The sequence below is a fragment of the Nocardia sp. CA-136227 genome (genome assembly GCF_050955695.1).
In the GTDB taxonomy this organism is placed as follows: domain Bacteria; phylum Actinomycetota; class Actinomycetes; order Mycobacteriales; family Mycobacteriaceae; genus Nocardia.
The window spans coordinates 4,468,429-4,490,142 of the sequence record NZ_CP192081.1 but is presented as its reverse complement, the minus strand read 5'-3'; the positions used below and the strand labels follow the sequence as shown (position 1 = coordinate 4,490,142).

Genomic DNA, 21,714 nt, shown 5'->3' with positions numbered 1-21,714 from the left:
GTGACCGTCCCCGGGAGCCCCGCATGACCGACGACCTGTTCTCGTTCACCGATCCCGACCTGGCCCCACGGCCCGCGCCGCGCAGGCTGCTGCGGGCGGAACCGACACTGCCGGGCGGGCTGGACTCCGGTGCCGACGTGCGCGAAACGGTCTCCGAGGAGGCCGATTCCGGCGGGGCGCAGGGGCTGTGGGCCGCCGCTCCTGAGGTGACCGGCCGGCAGGAATCGCACCTCGCTGATCCGTCGGAGCCCAACCACGATTCGGATGCCGTGGACGCTAGCGTCTCTCCGGGTTCGGGTGATGAATTAGCAGGACAAGGGTTGTGGGACGACGCCTCGGCGGCGCCGCGTTCAGACGCCGGTGCGGTGCCTGAGGGCGCTAAGCCCGGAACCGCCGACGCACCAGGGACTTTCGCGGATTCGGGGAACCGATTCGAGCTGACCGGGCCGCTGCCGACGGGGACGACCGTCCTCGAGGCCAGCGCGGGCACTGGAAAGACGTACGCCATCGTCGGATTGGCGGTGCGATTCGTCGCCGAACTGGGCGTGGATGTCTCGGAGCTGCTGCTGGTGACCTTCAGCCGGGCCGCGACCCAGGAATTGCGGGAGCGCACCCGGGACAGGTTCGTCGCGGTGGCGGCCGCGCTGGCCGAGCCGGATCGGGCGCTCGCGTCGGGCGACGAGCTGATCCGGCATCTGGCGCAGGGCAACCCGGGCGAGATCGCGACCAGGCGGGAGCGGCTGCTGACGGCGCTGTCGGACTTCGACGCCGGAACCATCGCCACGACGCACAGCTTCTGCCAGCGAATGCTCGACGAACTGGGGCTGTCGGGGGAGCAGGACCCGGGCGTGCGGCTGGTCGAGAGCGTCGCCGATGTGGTGTCCACGGTCGCCGACGACCTGTATCTGAGCCGGTACGCGCGCAGCGGATCGGTGTTCGGGCCCGCCGACGCGCAGCGGCTGGCCGCGGCGGCGGTCGGCGACCCGCACGCGCTGCTGATGCCGGAGGCCGAGAACGACGACGATCCCGCCGCCGAGCGGGTGGCGTTCGCGTCGGCGGTCCGGGTGGAAACCGCTCGGCGCAAACGGCTTTCGGGCTTGCGGGACTTCGACGACCTGCTGGTGCTGCTGCACGAGGTGCTCGCCGATCCCGAGCACGGCCCGCGCGCCTGCGCGCGGATCCGGGACCGGTATCGGGTGGCGCTGGTCGACGAATTCCAGGACACCGATCCGCTGCAGTGGGACATCCTGCGCCGCGCCTTCCACGGGCACGCCACCCTGGTGCTGGTCGGCGACCCGAAGCAGGCCATCTACGCCTTCCGCGGCGCGGAGGTGCTCAGCTACCTGGACGCGGTGGCGCACGCCGACAGCAAGCGGGAACTGACCACCAACCGGCGCAGTGACGCGGGCCTGCTGGCCGCGCTCGAGCACGTGCACGGCGGTGCGGCCCTGGGGCACAAGGAGATCACCGTGCACCGCGTGGCGGCGACGCGGCCGTTCTCGCGGCTGTCGGGTGCGCCCGAGCGGGTGACGCCACTGCGGCTGCGGTGCCTGCCGCGCAGTGGGGCGGGACCGCTCAACAAGTCCGGGTATCCGACGGTGGGGCGGCAGCGGGAGCGGGTCGCCGTCGATGTGGCCGCCGATATCGTCGGGCTGCTCGGGTCCGGGGTGCTCATCGATGCCGGGACTCCCCGCGAACGGGCCATCGGGCCCGGCGATATCGCGGTGCTGGTGCGCAATCGCGCGCAACTGGAGATGGTGCGGACCGAGCTGGAGGCGGCCGGGGTCGCGTCGGTGCTGGCCGGCGGCGCGAGTGTGTTCGGGACGCCCGCGGCCACCGAATGGCTGTGGGTGCTGCGGGCGGTGGAGCAGCCGCATCGCGGGGACCGGGTGCGGCTGGCGGCCGGGACGGCGCTGCTCGGGGTGAGCGCGGCGGACATCGACGCCGGGGGAGCCGATCTGGTGGGCCGGCTCAGCGCGGATCTGCGCGACGCGGCCCGGCTGTTCGCTCGCGCCGGGTTCGCGGCGGTCGCCGAGAAGCTCAGTGCCGAAACCCGATTGGCGCCGCGCCTGCTGGCCCTCGAAGGCGGGGAACGGCAGCTCACCGATCTGCGGCAGATCGCGCAGCTGCTCGACGACGCGGCCCTGCGCGAGGGCCTGGGCCTGTCCGCGCTGACCCGCTGGCTGGCCGACCGCGTACGCGACCCGGCCTCCGGAAGCGTCGCCGATCGCAGCCGTCGGCTCGACCGCGACGCCGCGGCCGTGCAGGTGGCGACCGTGCACGCCAGCAAGGGGCTCGAATTCCCGGTCGTGTACCTGCCTTTCGCGTGGGACGCGGCCAAACTGCGCAATCCGCTGACGCTGCTGTTCCATGACGAGCAGGGCCGCCGCGTCCTCGATGTCGGCGGCTCCGACGCGCCGGGCTACAACTCCCGGCGGCTGCGCGCCGAAACCGAGGAGCAGGCCGAGGAACTGCGGCTGCTGTACGTGGCATTGACGCGGGCGGGCGCACAGGTGGTGGCGTGGTGGGCGCCGGCCTACGACACCCAGACCGCGCCGCTGCACCGCATGCTGCTGGGGCGCGAACCGGGCAGCCCCGCCGTCGCGGACAAGGTGCCGGTGCCCGCGGATTCGGTAGTGCTGGAACGCATCCGGGACTGGGCGTCGACCGCCGAACCCGGCGTCATCGCCGTCGAGCCGGTGCGGGAGATCGCCCGCGCCCGGCTGCCGCACGACGATACGACCACGGCCTCCGAGCCCTTGGCCGCCGCCCGCTTCGACCGGGCGCTCGATCAGGCGTGGCGGCGCACCTCCTATTCGGCCTTGACCGCGGGCGCGCACGACGCGCTGCCCGCCGCCGATCTGCCCGAGGGCGGCGGTGTCTCCGACGAACCGGCGGACCCGGCGGTGCTCGCCGACGATCTGAGCGCGTTCGCGGGAGCCGCGCCGTCGCTGATGAATTCGCTGCCCTACGGCGCGGAGTTCGGCACCCTGGTGCACGAGGTGCTGGAGTACGTCGACACCGACGCCGCCGACCTGGCCGCCGAGATCCGGGCCCGCTGCCTGCACGCGGTGAACGAGCAGATGTTCGACGCGGACCCCGAGGTGCTGTCGGGGGCGCTGCTGGCGGTCATGCACACGCCGATCGGGGACGGGACGCTCGCCGGGTTCTCGGCGCGGGATCGGTTGAGCGAACTCGATTTCGAGCTGCCGCTCGCCGGAGGCGACGATCCGGTCGCCGCGCGAGTGACCGTGCCGCGCATCGCCGATCTGCTGCGTCGGCACCTGCCCGACGACGACGTGTTCGCGCCCTACGCCGACCAGCTCGCGCACCTCGACGACACCCCGTTGCGCGGCTACCTGACCGGCAGTATCGACGCCGTGTTGCGGACGGACGGGCCGCGATTCCTGGTCGTCGACTACAAGACCAACCGGCTCGGCGTCGGTGATCTGACGGTGGCGCACTACACCCGCGAGCGCATGGCGGCGGAGATGATGCGCTCGCACTATCCGTTGCAGGCGATCCTGTATTCGGTTGCGCTGCACCGGTATCTGCGGTGGCGGCTGCCCGGCTACGATCCGGCGCGGCACCTGGGCGGCATCCGGTACCTGTTCGTGCGCGGCATGGTCGGGCCCCACACCCCGGACGGCTGCGGCGTTTTCGACTGGCATCCGCCCGCCGCCCTGGTCGAGGACCTGTCGGCGCTGCTCGCCGGTGACACGGGAGTGGTGCGATGACCTCGATTCAGTTGGCGCAGCGCGGCACCGGACTGCTGCAGGTGTTCAATGCCGCCGGGGTGCTCTCGGCGGCGGACGTGCACGTGGCGTTGCGGCTGGCGCGGCTCGGCAGGGAACGGTCCGAGGCGGTCGTGTTCGCGACCGCGCTGGCGGTCCGCGCGGTGCGATCCGGGTCGGTGTGCCTGGAAGTACGGCGCATGCACGAGATCGGCGTGGACGCCGAGGGGACCGAGGAATCGGCCATCGATCCGGCGACGCTGCCATGGCCCGAAGTCGAGTCCGTGATCGCGGCGCTGCGGGTGAGTCCGCTGGTGACGGGTAGTCCGGCGGGGCCGTTGCGGCCGTTGCGGCTCATCGACGCGCCGGGTGATGCCGGGCCGCTGCTCTACCTCGACCGGTATTTCCGGCAGGAGGAGACCATCCGGCGGGTGCTCACCGAGCGGGCCGCCTCCCATCCGATGGTGGACGCGGAACTGGTGCGGCGCGAACTGGATCGGCTGTTCCCGGATCACAGCGGGCCCGGCGAGCCGCCGGATCGGCAGCGGCTGGCGGCTGCGCTGGCCACCACACAGTGGACGACCGTGGTCGCGGGTGGGCCCGGTACGGGTAAGACCCACACCATCGCCCGGGTGCTGGCGCTGCTGGTGGCGCACCAGCAGGCCGTGCCCGGCGCCCCCGCCTTGCGGATCGCGCTGGCCGCGCCGACCGGCAAGGCGGCGGCACGCATGCAGGAAGCGGTGCGCGAACAGGCCGGGGCGATCGGGTTGCCCGAGCTCACGGCCGCGACGCTGCACCGGCTGCTGGGCTGGCAGCGTGGCGGCGCGGGACGGTTCAAGCACAACGAGTTCAATCGGCTGCCGTACGACGTGATCGTGGTGGACGAGACCTCCATGGTGTCGCTGACCATGATGAGCCGGCTGCTGCCCGCGGTCCGGCCGGACGCGCGGCTCGTACTGGTCGGTGACCCGGACCAGCTGGCATCGGTCGACGCGGGCGCGGTGCTCGCCGACCTGGTGGCCGGACCGGTTCCGGGACAGGCGAATCCGGCGCTCGATCGCATTCTCGGCGGGGACCTGCGGGCGACGGCCGCGCATCCGGACGCGCTCTCCGGGCGCGAACGGGAACGGCTGCGCGGCGGCATCGTCCGATTGACGCGCGGTCGCCGCTTCGGTGGACGGATCGCGGAGCTGGCGGTCGCCATTCGCGCGGGTGACGCCGACGGCGCGCTCGCCCTGCTCGCCGACGGCGGTGACGAACTGTCGCTGCACGCGCCCGACGACATCGCCGGCGTGCGCGCGGACGTGCTGCGGGCCGCCCGCGAAGCCACCGACGCGGCGCTGGAGGGTGACGCGACCGCCGCGCTCACCGCCCTCGAATCGCATCGACTGCTGTGCGCGCACCGGCAGGGTCCGGCCGGTGTCGAACGCTGGGACCGGCTGGCCGCGGGCTGGGTGATCGGGGCTGGGATCAGCGCCGATCCCGGTGCCGGGCACTGGTATCCGGGGCAGCCGCTGCTGGTCACCGCCAATGACCACGAGGCGCGGATCTACAACGGCGACACCGGTGTCATCGTGCGCGTGCCCGACGGGACGCTGCGCGCGGCGCTGCAGCGCGGCACCGAGCCGTACCTGGTGCATCCCACCCAGTTCCCCGGGGTGACCACCGTGTACGCCATGACGATTCACCGCAGCCAGGGCAGCCAGTACGACACCGTGTCGACGGTGCTGCCCGGGCCCGAATCGACGCTGCTCACGCGAGAGCTGCTGTACACGGCTGTGACCCGGGCCCGGAAGCATGTGCGGATCCTCGGGACCGAGGAATCCATCCGGTCGGGCATCGCGCGCCGGGTCCTGCGGGCGAGCGGCTTGCGCAATCGGGAGTGATCCCGGGCCGGGACACGCTGCGGGGGTGCGAAGTTTCCCCGGGCGTGGGCGCGGCGGCCGGGGCGGCGTAGCGTGAGCGGTGCTCGATGCCGCTGTCGCCGTGGTCCTTCTGAGCCGGGCGGCCCGACAAGGGGAGGGCTTGTCATGGTCGATTTCGACGCCGAACCGAGCGTGGACTCCGTGGTGTCGGAGGACGGGACCCGGATCACGTACCTGAGCAGGGGCAGCGGGCCCGCCGTGATCGTGATTCCGGGAGTGCTGGCCCTGGCGAGCGGATACGAGCGGTTCGCGACGGCCCTGGCCGGCGCGTTCACCGTGCACACCATCGAGCGGCGGGGGCACGGGGAGAGCGGGCCGCAACGCCCCGGGCATGGGGTCGAGGACGACTGCGCGGATGTGCGAGCGCTCCAGGACAAGACGGGCGCGGCATTTCTGGTCGGGCACAGCTACGGGGGATTCGTGGCGCTCGAGGCGGCGCGGAAGAACACGGGGATCGCGAAGGTCGCGGTGTACGAGCCGGGACTGTCGGTGAACGGGTCCATGCCGTTGGGATGGATGGACGCCTACGAGAAATACCTCTCCCAGGACAAACCCCTCGAGGCTTTCATCGAGTTCCTGCGGGCGATCGGGCCGGATGCCGTCCGGAAGACGCCGCGGTGGATGTTCCGGCGCATGATGCCGATCATGATGAAAGCGCCCGAGAAGGACGAGGTCATCGCGCAGCTCCCGCAGAATCTGGTCGAGCATCGGCAGTACGAGAGGTTCGACAGCACGTACCGGAATTACGCGGAGATCAGCGCCGAGGTGCTGCTCGTCTACGGGGACAGGGACCGGCGGGCATGGACCGCCTCCGACGAGGAGCTACTCGCCTCGGTGATCCCGCACAACGAGCGCGTCACCGTGCCCGGGCTGGACCACTTCGGTATCGACAAGGGGGCGCCGGACCGGGTGGCGGGCGTGATCGGGGAATTCTTGTCGCGTTCGTAGCGGCATCGGGCACTGCGCTCGCGGCGGGAAGAATACGCTGGGGGAATGGCCACCATGCCGGAGCACGTCGACGTGCTCATAGTCGGGGCCGGGCTGTCCGGCATCGATGCCGCCTACCATGTGCAGCGCGCCTTTCCCGGGCGCACCTACGCCGTGCTGGAGGCGCGGGAGGCCAGTGGCGGCACCTGGGACCTGTTCCGCTATCCGGGCATTCGCTCGGACTCCGACATGTTCACCCTCGGCTATCGATTCCGTCCGTGGCTGGGGGAGAAGGCCATCGCCGACGGCGACGACATCCTGGCGTACCTGCGCGACACCGCGGCCGAGAACGACATCGACCGCCACATCCGATACCGGCATCGGGTGGTGCGGGCCGAATGGTCCTCGCCGCGCAACCGGTGGACCGTGACCGCCGACCACGACGGGGAACCGGTCACCCTGACCGCGGACTTCCTGTTCAGCTGCTCGGGCTACTACCGCTACGACGAGGGCTACACCCCGGATTTCCCGGGCACGGAACGCTTTTCGGGACCGATCATCCATCCGCAGCATTGGCCGGAGTCGGTCGACGTGGCGGGCAAACGGGTCGTTCTCATCGGATCGGGCGCCACCGCCATCACCCTCGGTCCCGCGCTGGTCGAGCAGGGCGCGCACGTGACCATGCTGCAACGCTCCCCGTCCTACATCATCTCGATGCCCGCCCGCGACGGCCTGGCCGACCGCGCCCGCAAACTCCTGCCCACCCACGCCGCGTACGCGGTGGCCCGCGCCAAGAACGTCGCCCTCAGCACCGCGATGTATCAACTGTCGCAACGCTATCCGACGCGTATGCGCGCGTGGATCCGCGGCTGGCAGCAGCGCTGGCTCCCCGAGGGTTTCGACATCGACACCCACTTCAACCCCAGCTACAAGCCGTGGGACCAGCGGCTGTGTCTGTCACCCAACGGCGACTTCTTCCGGGCCATCCGCCAGGGCAAGCTGGACCTGGTCACCGACCGCATCGCCACCTTCACCGAATCCGGTCTGCGCCTCGAATCCGGCCGCGACATCGACGCCGATATGGTCATCACCGCCACCGGCCTCAATCTGATCCCCTTCGGCGGTGTCGCCCTCGCCGTGGACGGCCACGACATCAACCTGCCCGACACCATGGCCTACAAGGCGATGATGCTCTCCGGCATCCCCAATTTCGCCTTCATCATCGGTTACACCAACGCCTCATGGACCCTGAAAGCGGACTTGGTGTGCGAATACGTCGTCCGCCTGCTGCGCCATATGGACGCCGAGGGCTACACCAAGGCCACCCCGGTCCGCGACCCCGCCGTCGGCCCGGCCCCCTTCCTCGATTTCGAGCCCGGCTACGTGCTCCGCTCCCTCGACGTCCTCCCCAAACAGGGCACCCGAGCCCCCTGGAAGCTCCACATGAACTACCTCCGCGACCTGCCCGCCCTCCGCTACGGCAAGATCACCGACCCCGCCATCCACTTCGAGCGCGCCTAGTGTCGTGTGGGGTCACCGGGGTTTCACCAGTGCCGCGATCTCGGTGAATCCGCGACGCACCGCGTGGTCATAAGCCGTGCGGCCCTTGGCATCACGAATCGAGACGTTCGCGCCATTGTCCACCAGCGCCCGGACGATATCGCGGTACACCGCGCTGCCATTGCCGTAGTAGACGGCTTCGAGGAGCGCGGTCCAGCCCAGATCGTTGACGTGATCGATGTCGATATCGTTCTGCCGCAACACCTCTCGCACGTAGTCGAGATGCCCCTTCTCCGCCGCCGGGATCAGCGCGTTGCCGCCGAACCGATTCCGCAATGTCAGATCCGGCTGCGCGGGCAGCAGCAACTCCATCATGGCGACGCTGCCGGTGACCCCGGTATTCACCCAGGGGCTCTCCCCGCGATCATCTTTCGCGTCCGGATCCGCCGCGAATTCCATCAGCACCTTGGCCACCGGCACATTGTCATCCAGCACGGCGATCATCAAGGGAGTCCGCCCCGACCCACCCCGAGTCTCGACCTGCGCCTTCTGATTCAACGCCGCCCGAACCCCGTCCGCGTCCCCGTCCTTCGCCGCCTCGAGCAACGCCTTGTTCGCCTGCTCCACCGGCACATCGACCGGCCCCGAACCACTGTTGTCCGACATCATCACCGATCCGTTCTGCGTCTGCCGACTCGTCTCCGCGCCATCCTTCGCCCCCGGCTCAGCCGAGCACGCGGCCACGACCACCGCCCCGGCCACCACCGCCACCCCGACCCGGACTCCCCGAGCACGCCACCACAAGGTCCCCATCACCGCAGCTCCATCCGTCGACCGAATCGCCTTCCCCTCCCATGCTCCGCACCCCCACCCACCCCCGAATCGGTGCACCGGCTCCTTCTCCCACCCCCATCCGGCCGACACCCACATCAACCGATCGGCTGACCCGCCTACGCTTCCTGTCGTGACCAGCTCCACTTTCACCTGCACCTGCTGCGATGAACTCCACGACGGCCCGCCGCTCAGCTTCACCTTTCCCGCGCCGGCCTACTGGAACGACGAGGTAGCCGAAGCGCCCGGCAGTGTTCTGGGTGACGAGCAGTGCGTCATCGCCGGCGAACACTTCTTCGTCCGCGCACGCATCGTCCTGCCCATCCTGGACAGCGACGACGAATTCGTCTGGGGCGTCTGGATTTCCCTCAGCGAACAGAACTTCCACCGCATGCCCGAACTATGGGACGACCCCGCCCGAGTCGACGAACCGCCCTATTTCGGCTGGCTATCCACTCAAATCCCCATCTACGCCCCGACAACCATCAACCTGAAAACCAAACTCCACACCCAGCCACTCGGAACCCGACCCCTCGTCGAACTCGAGCCCACCGACCACCCCCTCGCCGTCGAGCACAGAACCGGCATCACCCGCGCCCGGGTCCAGTCGATCGCCGAACAACTCCGCCACTGACACCGCCGACCTGCACCGCCGTCGCGCCGATCACCATGATGACCGCGCCGATGACCTGGGCCGGGTGGAGGGATTGGCCCAGGAGTAGCCACGCCAGGACGGCGGCGGCCAAGGGCTCGACCACGGCCAGCACGCTGGCCGCGATCGGAGTCAGCTCCCGGAGGGCTCGGAGCCCCGCCAGGTAGGGCACGGCGGTGCCGAAGGCGGCCAGGATCAGCAGGACCAGCCATGCGGGCGGGTGCCGGTCGCCGAGCGCGGTGGGGGCTGTGAGCAGGTCGAAAGGGACGGCCCACGGAGGAGCGATCACGGACACCGCAACAGCTCCGACCAGCAGCCCGGTCGCGGTGAGCCCGGACGGGTCGGTCCGGCGGGCGCCGTACTCACCGAGAAGAAAGTAGGCAGCCGAGCACATCGCCGAACCGAGTCCTGCCATGAGGCCGACGACATTCAGGCTGGCCGACTGCCAGGGTTGGGCAACGATGGCCAATCCGGCAATGGCGAATGCGATTCCCGCCCATACCGACCCGCGCAGGCGCGCGCCGCGGGCGATGCGCATCCACAAGGCGACGAATGTGGGGGCGAGGTTGACGAGAACGATCGCCACTCCGACCGGGATTTCGGCCACCGCGACGAAGAACAAGAGCTGAACGCCCGCAACACCGAGCAGCCCATAAGCGAACGGTAGCCAGAGGTCCGACCGTGGGAACCGGAGCGCGTGCGGACGCAGCCAGGCCACAATCGGCAACAGCAGCGCCGCGGCCAGGACGATTCGCGCCGATGTCACGGCCGCCGGGCTCCAGCCGGACACCATCATGGCTTTGGCCAAGGGGCCCGAGCCGGCGAACAACACCCACGACAGCAGGCTCCACCCGGTCGCCTGAACGCGGATCGAAATCCGGCCTGTCCTTTCCGTGATGGCCACGGCTGGATTGTGAACCCGGCACCACGAGCTCGGCCAGTGGATTTCCAGGGGTGCTCGTCGTCCGCGGATACCCCCGCCAGGGGTACCGGCGGCGAGCGGTGGACGGGCCGGTGGTGGCGGGTTCCAGATGCGCGCATGACTGGGGCGTTCGATCAGTTGCCAAGTGGCAGTGCGCATTCGATATTCGAGGGGTGAAATCGATCGGGTCTCGTCGGGCAGGAGTTGACGCGTGAGCAAGTTGGTAATTGCGGCGATGGGGACCCGGGGGGACGTTGCGCCACTGTTGGATGTGGCGTTGCGGTTGCGGGATGCGGGGCATGAGGTAGTGGTTGCCGCGCATTGTTTGTTCCGCGAGTTGATTACCGAGGCGGGGCTCGAATTTCGGCTGATGGGGGCCGATGTCAAGGTGGACGAGTCGGATCCGTTCAATGTGGATCTGAGCGGGCACGAGGATCTGGTGGTGCCGGAGAAGCTGGCCTGGCCGGAGGGGCAGCGGTTTCTGGGGAACGGATTGATCGAGGCGCTCATCGACGAGCCGATGGATGCGCTGCTGCTCAGTCCGATCACCGAGTTCTCGGGATTCCAGCTCGCCGAGGCGAAGGGGATTCCGGCGATCGGATTGCGGCTGTTCCCTTTGTCGGCGACCACGCAGCATCCGCCGAGTCTGGTCGGGGACAAGGACTTCGGGGGGTTCCGGAACCGGCTGACGGCCGACGTCGGGGCATGGGTCTTCGACACCGTGTATCGCGGCCCGGTCGCCGACTTCCGGCGGGATCTGGGGCTGCCGAAGGTGTCCGCCCGCACACTGCGGCGTCGGCGCACCGCGTCGGAATGGCCGGTGCTGCACGGCTATTCGCCGAGTGTGTCACCACGGCCCGCGGACTGGCGCCCGGGGCTCGAGGTCACCGGCTATTGGTGGCCGCCGCGGCCCCTCGACTGGGAGCCGCCCACCGAACTCGTGGACTTCCTCGAAGCCGGACCGCCCCCGGTGTTCGTCGGATTCGGCAGCACCACCGAAGGTCGCGACCGTCGCGCCGAATTCTCGGAGCTGCTGAACGAGACGCTGCGGCGGTTCGGCGGCCGCGCCCTCGTGCAGACGGGCTGGATGAACCTCGACATCAGCGGTGACGACGTCATGACCATCGGCAGCGTGCCCTACGACTGGCTGTTCCCGCAGGTCGCCGCCGCCATTCACCACGGTGGCGCCGGAACCACCTCGGCCAGCCTGCGCGCGGGCATGCCCTTCGCCGCCGTCCCCGGCCAGGCGGACCAGGGCTTCTGGGCGCGGCGGATGCGCGAACTCGGCGTCAGCCCGGCGACCATCGCACAGCGGGACCTCTCGGTCGACGGCCTGGTCGCCGCCCTGCACGCGATGACCGCCGACAGCTTCTACCGCGACAACGCCACCCGGCTCGCGGAACAGATCGCCCAGGAGGACGGTGCGGGCACCGCGGTCAAAGCCATCGAAGCCCACCTCGACGCCTACTGAACCCGCTTCGAATCGGTTCAGTGCGTACGTCATTCGACCGCCGGCCCGGGTCAACCAACGAGATGGCCCGGATCAGGCGGATTCGAACAATCCTGGAACGGTGAGCGCGTACTCGACGTCCTGGCGGGTGCCGAGCGTGGTGAGTACGGCGCGAATCATGGTCAACCGCGCGGCGTCGATGGTGGCCTGATCGGGTTCGCCGTGGGGGGCGGCCGCGGAGATGCGGAAGACGACGTACTCGCACGTGTGCAGCGCGGTATCGAGATCGAGGTCCGTAGGGGCGGGCCGCCCGAGCCCGGTGATCTTGTTGCGCACGAGAACCCGAATGTCGTCGACCACCCGATTCCGGTACTCCGACACCGGCGAACTCGGATCGTGCAGCTCGGCGAACAACGGAGCCAGCATCGAGCCGTGCCCGCCCGCCCAGTGCAGATACGCCTCGATCATGTTGATACCGAGCTCGACCGGCTCCTCGGTGCGCTCCAGGGCCGACCGGATACCCCCGACGAGGTCGTCGTTGGAGACGGTGAGCACCGCGTGCAGCGGTTCGGTGGCATTGGCGAAATACCGATAGAAGGTCGGCCGGGCCAGTCCGGCCTGCTCGATGATGCGGGCCACGCTCAGCCCGCGGGACCCGTGCGCGGCGAACACCTCGGCGGTTGCCAGCACGATGCGGGCGCGCACCTGGTCGGCCTGCTGCTCCGTCTGCGGGGGGCGGCCGCGGCGGGCGGGGGCGGCCTTGTCCGCCGAAGGGCTTGACATCGCATGCGTCACGTCTATTAATCTAACACTGGTGTTCATGTAACACTGGTGTTCAGTTAATAGTGAGCTCCACCGGATCCGACTCTTCGAGAGGGCGACCAATGACGACTGCCCCGCAGCTCGCCACTGCCGATGCGCTGCCTTTTGACCTGGTCCAGCGCCTGCTCGGCCATGCCGTCGCGGGCGGTGCGCCCTCGGTCGAGGTGTTCGCGCCCGCAACCGGCGCCAAGATCGCCGACCTGCCGCAATCCTCGGTCACCGATATCGAGGCCGCCTTCGCCACCGCGCGCGCCGCGCAGGCCGAATGGGCGAAGGTGCCGGTCGGGGAACGGGCGGCCCTGCTGCGCCGCATCCACGATCTGGTGCTGGCCGAGCAGAACACCATCCTCGACATCGTGCAGCTCGAGACCGGCAAGTCCCGGGTGCACGCCTTCGACGAGGTGTCCGATGTCGCGGTGAACTCCCGCTACTACGCCGCCGAGGGCAAATCGATTCTGGCGCACCGTAAGCCGCGCGGCGTCATGCCGGTGCTCACCCAGGTGGAGGTGCGCAACCGGCCCAAGGGCGTGGTCGCGGTCATCTCGCCGTGGAACTACCCCCTCGCCCTGGGCGCCTCCGATGCGCTGCCCGCATTGCTCGCCGGTAACGCCGTCATCGGGCGACCGGACAATCAGACCGCGCTGACCCTGCTGTGGGCCATCGACATCGCCGAGCGGGCGGGTCTGCCCAAGGGCCTGTGGCAGGCCGTGCTCGGGCGTGGCGCGGTCGTCGGCACCGAGGTCATCGCGCGCGCCGACTACGTCGACTACACGGGGTCCAGCGCCACCGGCCGCACCATCGCCCAGCAGGCGGGGGAGCGGCTGATCGGCTACTCGCTCGAACTGGGCGGCAAGAACCCGCTGCTGGTGCTCGAGGACGCCGATGTCTCCACCGCCGCCAAGATCGCGGTGCGCGCCTGCTTCGCCTCCGCCGGGCAGCTGTGCGAGTCGATCGAGCGAATCTACGTGCACGACAAGGTGTACGACCAGTTCGTCCGCGAATTCGCGGGGCACACCAAGGAGCTGACGCTCGGCAAGACCCTCGACTTCGGCTACGAGATCGGGTCGCTGACCTTCCCGCGCCAGATCGACAATGTCTCCACGCACGTCGACGACGCCGTCGCCAAGGGTGCGACCGTCCTCGCCGGCGGCAAGGCACGCCCGGACCTGGGCCCGTACTTCTACGAGCCCACCATCCTCGAAGGCGTGCGCGAAGGCATGACCGTCTACCGCGAGGAAACCTTCGGACCGGTCGTGTCGCTGTACCGCGTGCACAGTGACGACGAGGCCGTCGCGCAGGCCAACGACACCGCCTACGGCCTCAATGCCAGCGTGTGGAGCCGCGACATCGCCCGCGGCCGCGAGGTGGCCGCCCGCGTCAACGCCGGATCGGTGAACGTGAACGAGGGCTTCATCGCCGCCTGGGGTTCGGTCGCCGCGCCGTCGGGCGGGCTCGGCATCTCCGGCACGGGTCGCCGCCACGGACCCGAGGGCCTGCTGAAGTACATCGACACCCAGACCATCGCGGTGCAGCGGGTGCTGCCCATCGCGCCGCTGCCGGGCATGTCGGAGCAGCTGTGGGCCAAGACCATGACGCTCTACCTGAACGTCATGAAGGCACTGCGGCAGAAGTGATTCCGCCGACCATTCGACAGGGGAACAAGGGGTTATGAAGACCGTTGCCGGAAAGCGGGTCCTGATCACGGGCGCCGCCATGGGTCTGGGCAAGTCGTTCGCGCAGCGGGCGGTGGCCGAACAGGCCGCCGACGTGGTGCTGTGGGACATCAACGAGGTGACGCTGAAAGAGACCGCGAAAGAGCTCGCGGCCCTCGGTGGCAGCCGCATCCACCACTACGTGGTCGACGTGTCCGACCGTGACGCCATCACCGAGGCGGGCGCGGCGGTGCGCGCCGAGGTCGGCGGCATCGACGTGCTGGTCAACAACGCGGGCATCGTGCGCGGCAACGGTTACTTCTGGGAAACCGACAACCGCGCCGACATCGACAAGACCATGGCGATCAACTCCCTCGCCCCCATGTACATCGCCCTCGAGTTCCTGCCCGCCATGGTCGCCAACACCGGCGTCGAGGCGCGCGTGCTCAATATCGCCTCCTCCGCGGGCCTGGTCTCCAACCCGCGCATGAGCGTCTACGCCGCCTCCAAGTGGGCGGCGCTGGGCTGGTCGGACTCGGTCCGCCTGGAACTCGAGCAGTCCGGCACCGACCACGTGCGGTTCACGACCGTCTGCCCGACCTACATCAACACCGGAATGTTCGACGGCGCCAAGGGCTTCTGGTTCACCCCGATCCTGGAGCAGGAGGAAGTGGTCGACACCTCCTGGTCGGAGATGAAGAAGGGCTCCGCCCTGGTGGTCCTGCCCTGGACCTCCCGCCTCAACCGCGCCATTTCCGGCCTGCTGCCGCTGAAGCTGCGCGACTTCTACCTCAACACGGTGGGCGTCTATCACTCGATGGACGAATTCACCGGGCGCAAGTAGGGATTCGCGCCGAACGACGAACGCGCTGCGGCGCGACGCACCGACACCACCCGTCCGTCAGGTCGGGTGGTGTTCGCTATCAGGTCCCGGTATGGATCGATACGGAACGCACCCGGGCCTCGCACGCCTCCCATCGTGCAGATTGCCAGAATATTGCTGAATTCCGTATCGGATCGCACGAGATCTGGCCGCGGTGGGTGTCCAGTCGGTTGCCGGAGCTTCCGTATGGGCGCAGAATCGACTGGGTGGTGATCGGGCGATGCCTCGCCCGGGCTAGTTCGGACGATCTCTGACACCAGTGGGGTGACCTTGATGCGAACCGACGGGGACAGCTGGGACATTGTGACGAGCGTGGGCCTGACCGCCTTGGGCGTCGCCACGTTCCGCGCGCTCGAGACGATCGATCCCGAGCCGATGATCCGCGACGACTACGCGGCCTGGTTCGTCGAAGCGGCCGGTGAACCGCACTTTCTGGGCATCCTGGCCGACCCGGAGTCGGTGGGCGATGTCCGGCGGTTCGGGCGGTTCATGGGTGTCCGGACCAGGTATTTCGACGAGTTCTTCGCCGCGGCGTTCCAGGAGGGTGTGCGGCAGGCGGTGATCCTGGCGTCCGGTCTGGACGCGCGGGCGTACCGGCTGGATTGGCCCGCGGGCGCGGTGGTCTTCGAGATCGATCAGCCTCGGGTGCTGGAGTTCAAGGACCGGGTCCTCGCCGAGCACGGCGCGGTGGCCAAGGCCGATCGCCGCGTGGTTGCGGTCGATCTGCGCGACGACTGGCCCGCCGCGCTGACTGCCGCCGGATTCGATCCGGGTCAGCCGACGGCGTGGTCGGCCGAGGGGCTGTTGCCGTTCCTGCCGGGTCCCGCGCACGACGCGTTGTTCGAACGCATCGACGCGCTGTCCGCGCCCGGCAGCAGCGTGGCCACCGACGACTTCGCCCGCACCGTGGACCCGCAGAACTTCGCCGATACGGAGGAGAAGTTCTTCGGCAGCAACCCGTTCGGCAGCCTGGACGTCAGCGACCTCTTGTACGACGACGCCCGTGCCGATCCGTGCGACTGGCTGGCGCGGCACGGCTGGACGGTCCACATGACCACACCGGTCGACCTCGCCGCCGACTACGCCCACCCGATCACCGACATGCCCGCCGAATTGCTCGACCTCATGCGCCAAGCGCACTACGCGCGCGCCGAAAAGCGGTGAACCAGAACGGTCTCGGCCCTATTCGGGGCGATCGTTGAGGCGGGCGTGGAGCCGGTCGCGGATCTCGTCGGGCGTGTAGGCGCGGCGTTTGCGTTCGGAGCGAACGATCACCACTCCGGTCGCGGCGACTCCCGCGGCTCCGGCCAAGCCGAGCACCTTCCACCATCGCATGCGCCTAGGCTAGCTGTTGTGTCACGCGAAGCGGTGTCGAGTATCGGTTTGGACGAAGCGGCGGAACTCACCAGGACCGGGGATCTGTGGTTGTTCCGTGGGCATTCCGGTGCGGACCGCGCGATCCGCGGACTGACCAACAGCCCCGTCAACCACGTGGGCATGGCGGTGGTCATCGACGACCTTCCGGCGCTGATCTGGCACGCCGAGCTCGGCCGGTCGCTGCCCGACGTCTGGTCCGGAAACAACCACCGCGGCGCGCAGCTGCACGACCTGCGGGCCGCGGTCATGCGCTGGGGCAACGACTATGAGCAGCAGGCCTGGACCCGGCAGTTGGATCGCCCGGTCACCCGCGAGATGGAAGACGCCGCGCTGCGCACGGTGGCCCGGCTCGATGGCATGCCGTTTCCCTCCACGACCGCGCTCGCTGGCCGGTGGCTGCGCGGCCGAGTCCCCCGGCCGAAACGATCCGGTACGCCCGAAACCACTGCGGGACTGGAGAACGCGTACTGCGCGGAGATCGTCGCCATGACCTACCAGGCCATGGGTCTCCTGCCGGAGAAGCGTCCGAACTGGTACGACCCGGGCAGGTTCTGGAGCGGAGACAACCTCCGTCTCGCCGACGGCTACCACCTCGGCGGCGAAATCGAGGTGAAGGTACCCACCCCCTGATCGCGCCCGCGCCACGAACGGGTCGCTGCCGCACGGTGTTCCGGCGGTCGCGGGTTGGTCCGGGAATGACGGCGGCCCGCTCGATCGGAATCGGGCGGGCCGTCGCAGGTGCGGCAGTCGGGGTTACGGCCAGCACCAGTCCAGGGTGGCGGAGCCGGGGGTCGGGATGTGGAGGCAGATGGTGATCGAGATGTAGGGGGCGTCGATGTTCTGCAGCGCCGCGGGCTGGGCGGGGGCCGGGGCAGCGGGCTCGGCCGCCGAGGCGGACGGGGCTGCGAGGGTCAGCAGCGGAACTGCGAGTGCGGCTACTGCTGCCGAGCGGGCGATGGATGCCAGCATCTGGGTTCTACTCCTCCAGGTCGCGACTATGGCGGCGCCAGATGGTTGCTGTCAGTGGCGTATGACAGGCCAAAAGGGCCGTGAGCGCTACGTTAACACCGGAAATATGGGTTGCTGAGAAGTTTCTCTGTCTCTTGTCCGTGTTGACACTCGCCAGTGTCTACACCGCGATCAACCGCGGGTGACAGGCCATCGGTGGGTATGCCCCGGCGAGGTGCTCGATCCGGATCGGCCGTGTCCGCGTCGACGCGCGGGCACTGATAGGCGACCCGGGTGGAAAGGGTGTGGGGCACAGGGTCGTACGGGATCATTAACGCTGCCCGTGGTTCGCTCGATAGCCACGTGACGGTGACTGGCGCGTCGCCGTCCTGTGCCATACTCGGCCGGGGCGGAGGGCCGCGCCCGAGGGAGGAAAGAGAACTCGATGGGTCTGTTCGACATGATTCGCGGCGAATTCGTCGACATCATCGAATGGCTGGATGACAGCCGGACCACGCTGGCGTGGCGGTTTCCGCGGTATGAGAACGAGATCAAGAACGGCGCGGAGCTGATCGTCCGGGAGGGGCAGCAGGCCGTCTTCGTGTATCGGGGTCAGCTCGCCGACAAGTACGGTCCCGGGCATTACACGCTGACCACCGAGAACATGCCGATCATGTCCACCCTGCAGGGGTGGCGGCACGGGTTCAACTCGCCGTTCCGGTCCGAGGTGTACTACGTCAATACCCGCGCGGTCACCGATATGCGGTGGGGCACACCGCAGCCCGTCACCGTGCGCGACCCCGACTTCCGGATGGTGCAGATCCGCGCCAACGGCACCGCGAACGTGCGGGTCACCGATATCGAGGTGTTCCTGCGGCAGATGATCGGCACCAATGCCGAGGTCGACGCCGAGGCGCTCAGCGAGCAGTTGCGGGCCAATGTCGCGCTGGCGTTCTCCGACATGGTGCTGGCCAGCGGGCTGGGAGCCATCGACCTGCAGGGCCGCCAGGTCGAATTGTCCGACAAGCTGCGCGAATTCGTGGGCCAGCGACTGTCCGGCTTCGGTGTCGGGGTCGAGGGCGTCACCATGAGCATCTCGCTGCCCGAGGAGATCCAGCAGGCCATGACGCGCGGCGTCGCGCGCGGTGTCGAGGCCGGCGGGTTCATGAACAATGTCGACCTCAACCGGTACCAGCAGATGCAGGCCGCCGACGCCATGCTCGCCGCCGCCCAGAACCCCGGCGGGGGAATGGGAGCCGCCATGCAGGCCGGCATGGGTGTCGTGCTCGGCGGGCAGATGGCGGGCGCCATGCAGGGCAGCATGCAGCCGCAGCCCGGCTACGGCCAGCCCCAGCAGGGCGGTTACGCCCAGCCCGCGCCGCAGCAGGCCCCGCCGCCGCTGCCGGGCCAGCAGCAGTTCCACTTCGATAATGGCGGCCAGGCCGCGGGCCCGTTCCCGATCGACCAGCTACGCCAGTACGTTTCGGGCGGACAGCTGACCCGCGACACCAATGTGTGGGCGGAGGGCATGCCGGGCTGGGCCCCGGCCGCCACCGTCCCCGCGCTGCAGTCGCTCTTCGCGACCCCGCCGCCGCTGCCCGGCACTCCGCCGCCGCTGCCCCCGCAGTAACGGCGACCACCGCACCCGGATCCGCCCGGACCACCCGTCGGCCCTGACAGCCGACGGGTCGGTTCGCCGTACCCGAATCCGGTCACCCGCCCGATCGAACGCCCGACGACTCGGTGCGTCCCGAAACACCTTCCACCGCAATGGCGTGACCGTCGAGTCCGCCGCACCGAGTGAGCGCACATGAACGACCACCAGCCCCCACAGCGCCCCACGGGCCCGCCCCCGCTCCCCGGCGGCGACGCCGCCCCGCACACCGCCGAACCCCGCCACTGGACCCCTCCCGTCGCGGCCGACCCCGGCGACGCGGCGACCCCGTCCGGCCCGCCGCCCCTCCCGGGCGCCGCACAGCCCGGACGGACGATGCCACCGCCGATGCCCGGCGCGGGAAACCCTGTGCCGCCCCCGCTTCCGCCGCGCGGCGCGACCGGTGTCCCGCCCATGCCCCAGGGTGCCGGGATGCCCCCGCACGGTGCCGTCGCCCCTCCGCCCCTGCCGGGGACAGCGGGATCCCCTGTGCCCCCGCCGCTTCCGAGCTCGGGAGTCGGCCACAGTGGAGTTCCGTCGATGGCCCAGGGGGGAGCAGTGCCACCGCCGCTTCCAGGTGGATTCGCGCCCCATACGCCGATGCAGGCGCCGATGGGTGCGATGCCGCAGCCGATGGTCGTGGCTCCGGTGTTCGTTCCCGCGGTGGGCGAGCCCGAGCAGGGGGCGGGAGGTCCTGGGCCGCAGGCGCAGCCGGTGGCGCCGGATCGGGCCATGTTGCACGGCACCGAGATGACTCGGACGTATCCGTGTTCGGCGTGCGGGGCGCAGCTGGTGTTCGATCCGGCGGGCCAGGATTTGTTGTGCCCGAGTTGCGGGAACCGGTCGCCGGTGACCGCGCCGAACGTGCCGGTGCAGGCTCGGGAGTTGGGGCCCGCGATGGCGGCGCTGCGGGAGTTGCAGGGGCAGGCGGCGGGGCCGCGGGTGACCGGCGAGTGGGAGGTGAAGTGTCAGAACTGCGGTGGGACCACGGGATTCAATGGGAGTCTGACCGCCACTCGATGCCCCTACTGCGCGACCCCGATTCAGCGCGATGACGTGCACAATGCGCCCGCCCGGCTGCCGGTGGACGGTGTCGTGCCGTTCCTGGTGGGGGAGAAGCAGGCTCGGGAACTGGTCGAGAAGTGGGTGTCGAAGCGGTGGTTCGCGCCGTCGAACTTCCGGAAGTACCGGCGGATCGGGGCCTTCTCGAGTCTGTACACCGCGTACTTCACCTATGACGCCGATACCGCGAGCTGGTATCAGGGTGAGCGCGGCGACGACTATCAGGTGCGGGTCGGCACCGACGAGGACGGCGATCCGATCTACGAGACCCACACGCGATGGCATTCGGTGGCCGGTGAGGTCGGCAACGAGTTCGCCGATCTGCCGGTGCTGGCCAACGAGAATCTGAACCGGGACCGGATCCGGTCGCTGGAGCCGTGGCCGGTGGAGCAGGCGCGCGCCTACTCGCCGGAGTTCGTGGCCGGGCACCTGTGCCGCACCTACGACAAGGACGCCGAGGAGTCGTTCCCGGAGGCGCAGCAGCGGATCGAGTCGGCCATCGAGTCGAGCGTGCGCGCCGACATCGGCGGCGACCATCAGCGCATCCACGAGCTGAACACCAACTGGAACTGGCTGGCGTACAAGCATGTGCTGCTGCCGATCTGGCTGCTGACGGTCGTCTACATGGACAAGACCTACCAGGTGTACATCAACGGCCTGACCGGGCAGGTGTCCGGCGACCGGCCGTGGAGCAAGGCGAAGATCATCGCCGCGATCGTGGCCGTGCTCGCGGTGATCGTCGCGGTGGTGGTGGCGTTCGCGGTCGCGCGCGGGCATCACACGCCGAGCCGTCATCCGAGCGGGCCGAGCCACTCCACCGTCGTGCCCACGCGCCCCACCACCCATCGATAGCCGAGCAGAGCGGAACCGACCGTGTTGATCTTCGTAGCCGTCGCGCTGATCCTGATCGCGGCCGTGGCCGGTGGCATCGTCCTGGTGTCGCGCAGCCAGCGGGCCTCGACCGCCACCGCCAACCAGGTGGTGCCGGGCATGCCGACCCGGGCCCCGGCCTCGTGGGCGGGCTCGCACGACCCGGAGCCGCGCCTGCACCGTCGCCTGCGCGACGCCATCCGGGCCCTGCACACCGCCGACGCCCTCGACGACGCCACCACCATCGTGTTGCGCGCCGAACTCGAGCAGGCCGCACTGGCCTGGGACGACCGGTTGGTCGCCATGGCGGCCCTGCCCGCCGCCGCGCTGACCGAGCAACGGGCGACCGCCACCCAGGCCGTCGAATCCATCGAAGCCGCTGTGGCGCAATATGTTTCGGCCGCCACCCAGCGCACCGCGGCCGAGGTGAACGCGGGGTTGACGGCGGCGCGGGCGCAACTCGACATCCAGGCCGAGATCCGTAAATCCCTCGAGGCGGGCTGAA

At 69.6% G+C, this 21,714-nt stretch carries 18 protein-coding genes; 13 read left to right on the top strand and 5 right to left on the bottom strand.

Going from position 1 to position 21,714, the window contains the following annotated elements:
* Positions 1–23: 23 nt before the first annotated feature.
* The 4 genes from ACQP06_RS20630 (at position 24) to ACQP06_RS20615 (ending at position 8,107) form a co-directional block, all read left to right on the top strand.
* Positions 24–3,737: a UvrD-helicase domain-containing protein gene (locus tag ACQP06_RS20630; RefSeq protein WP_433666144.1), complete on the top strand. Its 3,714-nt coding sequence runs from the start codon at positions 24–26 to the stop codon at positions 3,735–3,737.
* The gene (recD, locus tag ACQP06_RS20625) at positions 3,734–5,620 is read left to right on the top strand and encodes an exodeoxyribonuclease V subunit alpha (RefSeq protein WP_433666143.1); all 1,887 of its coding nucleotides are present in this window, start codon (positions 3,734–3,736) and stop codon (positions 5,618–5,620) included. Before ACQP06_RS20630 ends, recD begins: the two co-directional genes overlap by 4 nt.
* A gap of 144 nt (positions 5,621–5,764) precedes the next feature.
* On the top strand, positions 5,765–6,607 hold the full coding sequence (locus ACQP06_RS20620; RefSeq protein WP_433666142.1) for an alpha/beta fold hydrolase: 843 nt from the start codon (positions 5,765–5,767) through the stop codon (positions 6,605–6,607).
* A gap of 54 nt (positions 6,608–6,661) precedes the next feature.
* A complete protein-coding gene (locus ACQP06_RS20615; RefSeq protein WP_433673386.1) occupies positions 6,662–8,107 on the top strand; it encodes a flavin-containing monooxygenase in 1,446 nt (481 codons plus the stop codon).
* A gap of 12 nt (positions 8,108–8,119) precedes the next feature.
* Here ACQP06_RS20615 and ACQP06_RS20610 read toward each other — a convergent pair whose 3' ends face one another.
* A complete protein-coding gene (locus ACQP06_RS20610; protein ID WP_433673385.1) occupies positions 8,120–8,899 on the bottom strand; it encodes an ankyrin repeat domain-containing protein in 780 nt (259 codons plus the stop codon).
* Between the two features lie 151 nt (positions 8,900–9,050).
* Here ACQP06_RS20610 and ACQP06_RS20605 point away from each other — a divergent pair, with 151 nt between their 5' ends.
* Positions 9,051–9,551, top strand: coding sequence for a DUF2199 domain-containing protein (locus tag ACQP06_RS20605; protein ID WP_433666141.1), 501 nt, complete (start codon positions 9,051–9,053; stop codon positions 9,549–9,551).
* Here ACQP06_RS20605 and ACQP06_RS20600 read toward each other — a convergent pair.
* Positions 9,505–10,473: an EamA family transporter gene (locus ACQP06_RS20600; protein ID WP_433666140.1), complete on the bottom strand. Its 969-nt coding sequence runs from the start codon at positions 10,471–10,473 to the stop codon at positions 9,505–9,507. The genes ACQP06_RS20605 and ACQP06_RS20600 overlap by 47 nt on opposite strands.
* Positions 10,474–10,726: 253 nt before the next feature.
* Here ACQP06_RS20600 and ACQP06_RS20595 point away from each other — a divergent pair, with 253 nt between their 5' ends.
* Positions 10,727–11,962 (top strand): glycosyltransferase, encoded by a 1,236-nt coding sequence (locus ACQP06_RS20595; protein ID WP_433673384.1) that lies wholly within the window; start codon positions 10,727–10,729, stop codon positions 11,960–11,962.
* Positions 11,963–12,034: 72 nt separating this feature from the next.
* Here ACQP06_RS20595 and ACQP06_RS20590 read toward each other — a convergent pair whose 3' ends face one another.
* Complete coding sequence (locus ACQP06_RS20590; protein WP_433666139.1) at positions 12,035–12,736, bottom strand: TetR/AcrR family transcriptional regulator; 702 nt, start codon at positions 12,734–12,736, stop codon at positions 12,035–12,037.
* Positions 12,737–12,825: 89 nt separating this feature from the next.
* On the opposite strand from ACQP06_RS20590, the gene ACQP06_RS20585 reads away from it, so the two are divergent.
* The 3 genes from ACQP06_RS20585 (at position 12,826) to ACQP06_RS20575 (ending at position 16,462) form a co-directional block, all read left to right on the top strand.
* Positions 12,826–14,397: a succinic semialdehyde dehydrogenase gene (locus ACQP06_RS20585; protein ID WP_433666138.1), complete on the top strand. Its 1,572-nt coding sequence runs from the start codon at positions 12,826–12,828 to the stop codon at positions 14,395–14,397.
* Positions 14,398–14,431: 34 nt separating this feature from the next.
* Positions 14,432–15,259, top strand: coding sequence for an SDR family NAD(P)-dependent oxidoreductase (locus tag ACQP06_RS20580; RefSeq protein WP_433666137.1), 828 nt, complete (start codon positions 14,432–14,434; stop codon positions 15,257–15,259).
* 312 nt (positions 15,260–15,571) lie between these two features.
* Positions 15,572–16,462 carry a class I SAM-dependent methyltransferase gene (locus ACQP06_RS20575; RefSeq protein WP_433666136.1) on the top strand — a complete coding sequence of 297 codons (891 nt, stop codon included), beginning with the start codon at positions 15,572–15,574 and terminating at the stop codon, positions 16,460–16,462.
* 18 nt (positions 16,463–16,480) lie between these two features.
* Here the strand turns inward: ACQP06_RS20575 and ACQP06_RS20570 are convergent, their stop codons facing one another.
* Positions 16,481–16,633: a hypothetical protein gene (locus ACQP06_RS20570; RefSeq protein ID WP_433666135.1), complete on the bottom strand. Its 153-nt coding sequence runs from the start codon at positions 16,631–16,633 to the stop codon at positions 16,481–16,483.
* An 18-nt stretch (positions 16,634–16,651) separates the two neighbouring features.
* Between ACQP06_RS20570 and ACQP06_RS20565 the strand changes: the two genes are divergently transcribed.
* Positions 16,652–17,305 carry a hypothetical protein gene (locus tag ACQP06_RS20565; RefSeq protein ID WP_433666134.1) on the top strand — a complete coding sequence of 218 codons (654 nt, stop codon included), beginning with the start codon at positions 16,652–16,654 and terminating at the stop codon, positions 17,303–17,305.
* Positions 17,306–17,428: 123 nt separating this feature from the next.
* Here ACQP06_RS20565 and ACQP06_RS20560 read toward each other — a convergent pair whose 3' ends face one another.
* A complete protein-coding gene (locus tag ACQP06_RS20560) occupies positions 17,429–17,644 on the bottom strand; it encodes a hypothetical protein (protein WP_379277067.1) in 216 nt (71 codons plus the stop codon).
* 424 nt (positions 17,645–18,068) lie between these two features.
* On the opposite strand from ACQP06_RS20560, the gene ACQP06_RS20555 reads away from it, so the two are divergent.
* The 3 genes from ACQP06_RS20555 to ACQP06_RS20545 all read left to right on the top strand — a co-directional run bounded on the left by ACQP06_RS20555 (position 18,069) and on the right by ACQP06_RS20545 (position 21,713).
* The gene (locus tag ACQP06_RS20555; RefSeq protein WP_433666133.1) at positions 18,069–19,253 is read left to right on the top strand and encodes an SPFH domain-containing protein; all 1,185 of its coding nucleotides are present in this window, start codon (positions 18,069–18,071) and stop codon (positions 19,251–19,253) included.
* 636 nt (positions 19,254–19,889) lie between these two features.
* The gene (locus ACQP06_RS20550; RefSeq protein WP_433666132.1) at positions 19,890–21,191 is read left to right on the top strand and encodes a hypothetical protein; all 1,302 of its coding nucleotides are present in this window, start codon (positions 19,890–19,892) and stop codon (positions 21,189–21,191) included.
* A 21-nt stretch (positions 21,192–21,212) separates the two neighbouring features.
* The gene (locus tag ACQP06_RS20545) at positions 21,213–21,713 is read left to right on the top strand and encodes a hypothetical protein (RefSeq protein WP_433666131.1); all 501 of its coding nucleotides are present in this window, start codon (positions 21,213–21,215) and stop codon (positions 21,711–21,713) included.
* Position 21,714: the final 1 nt, after the last annotated feature.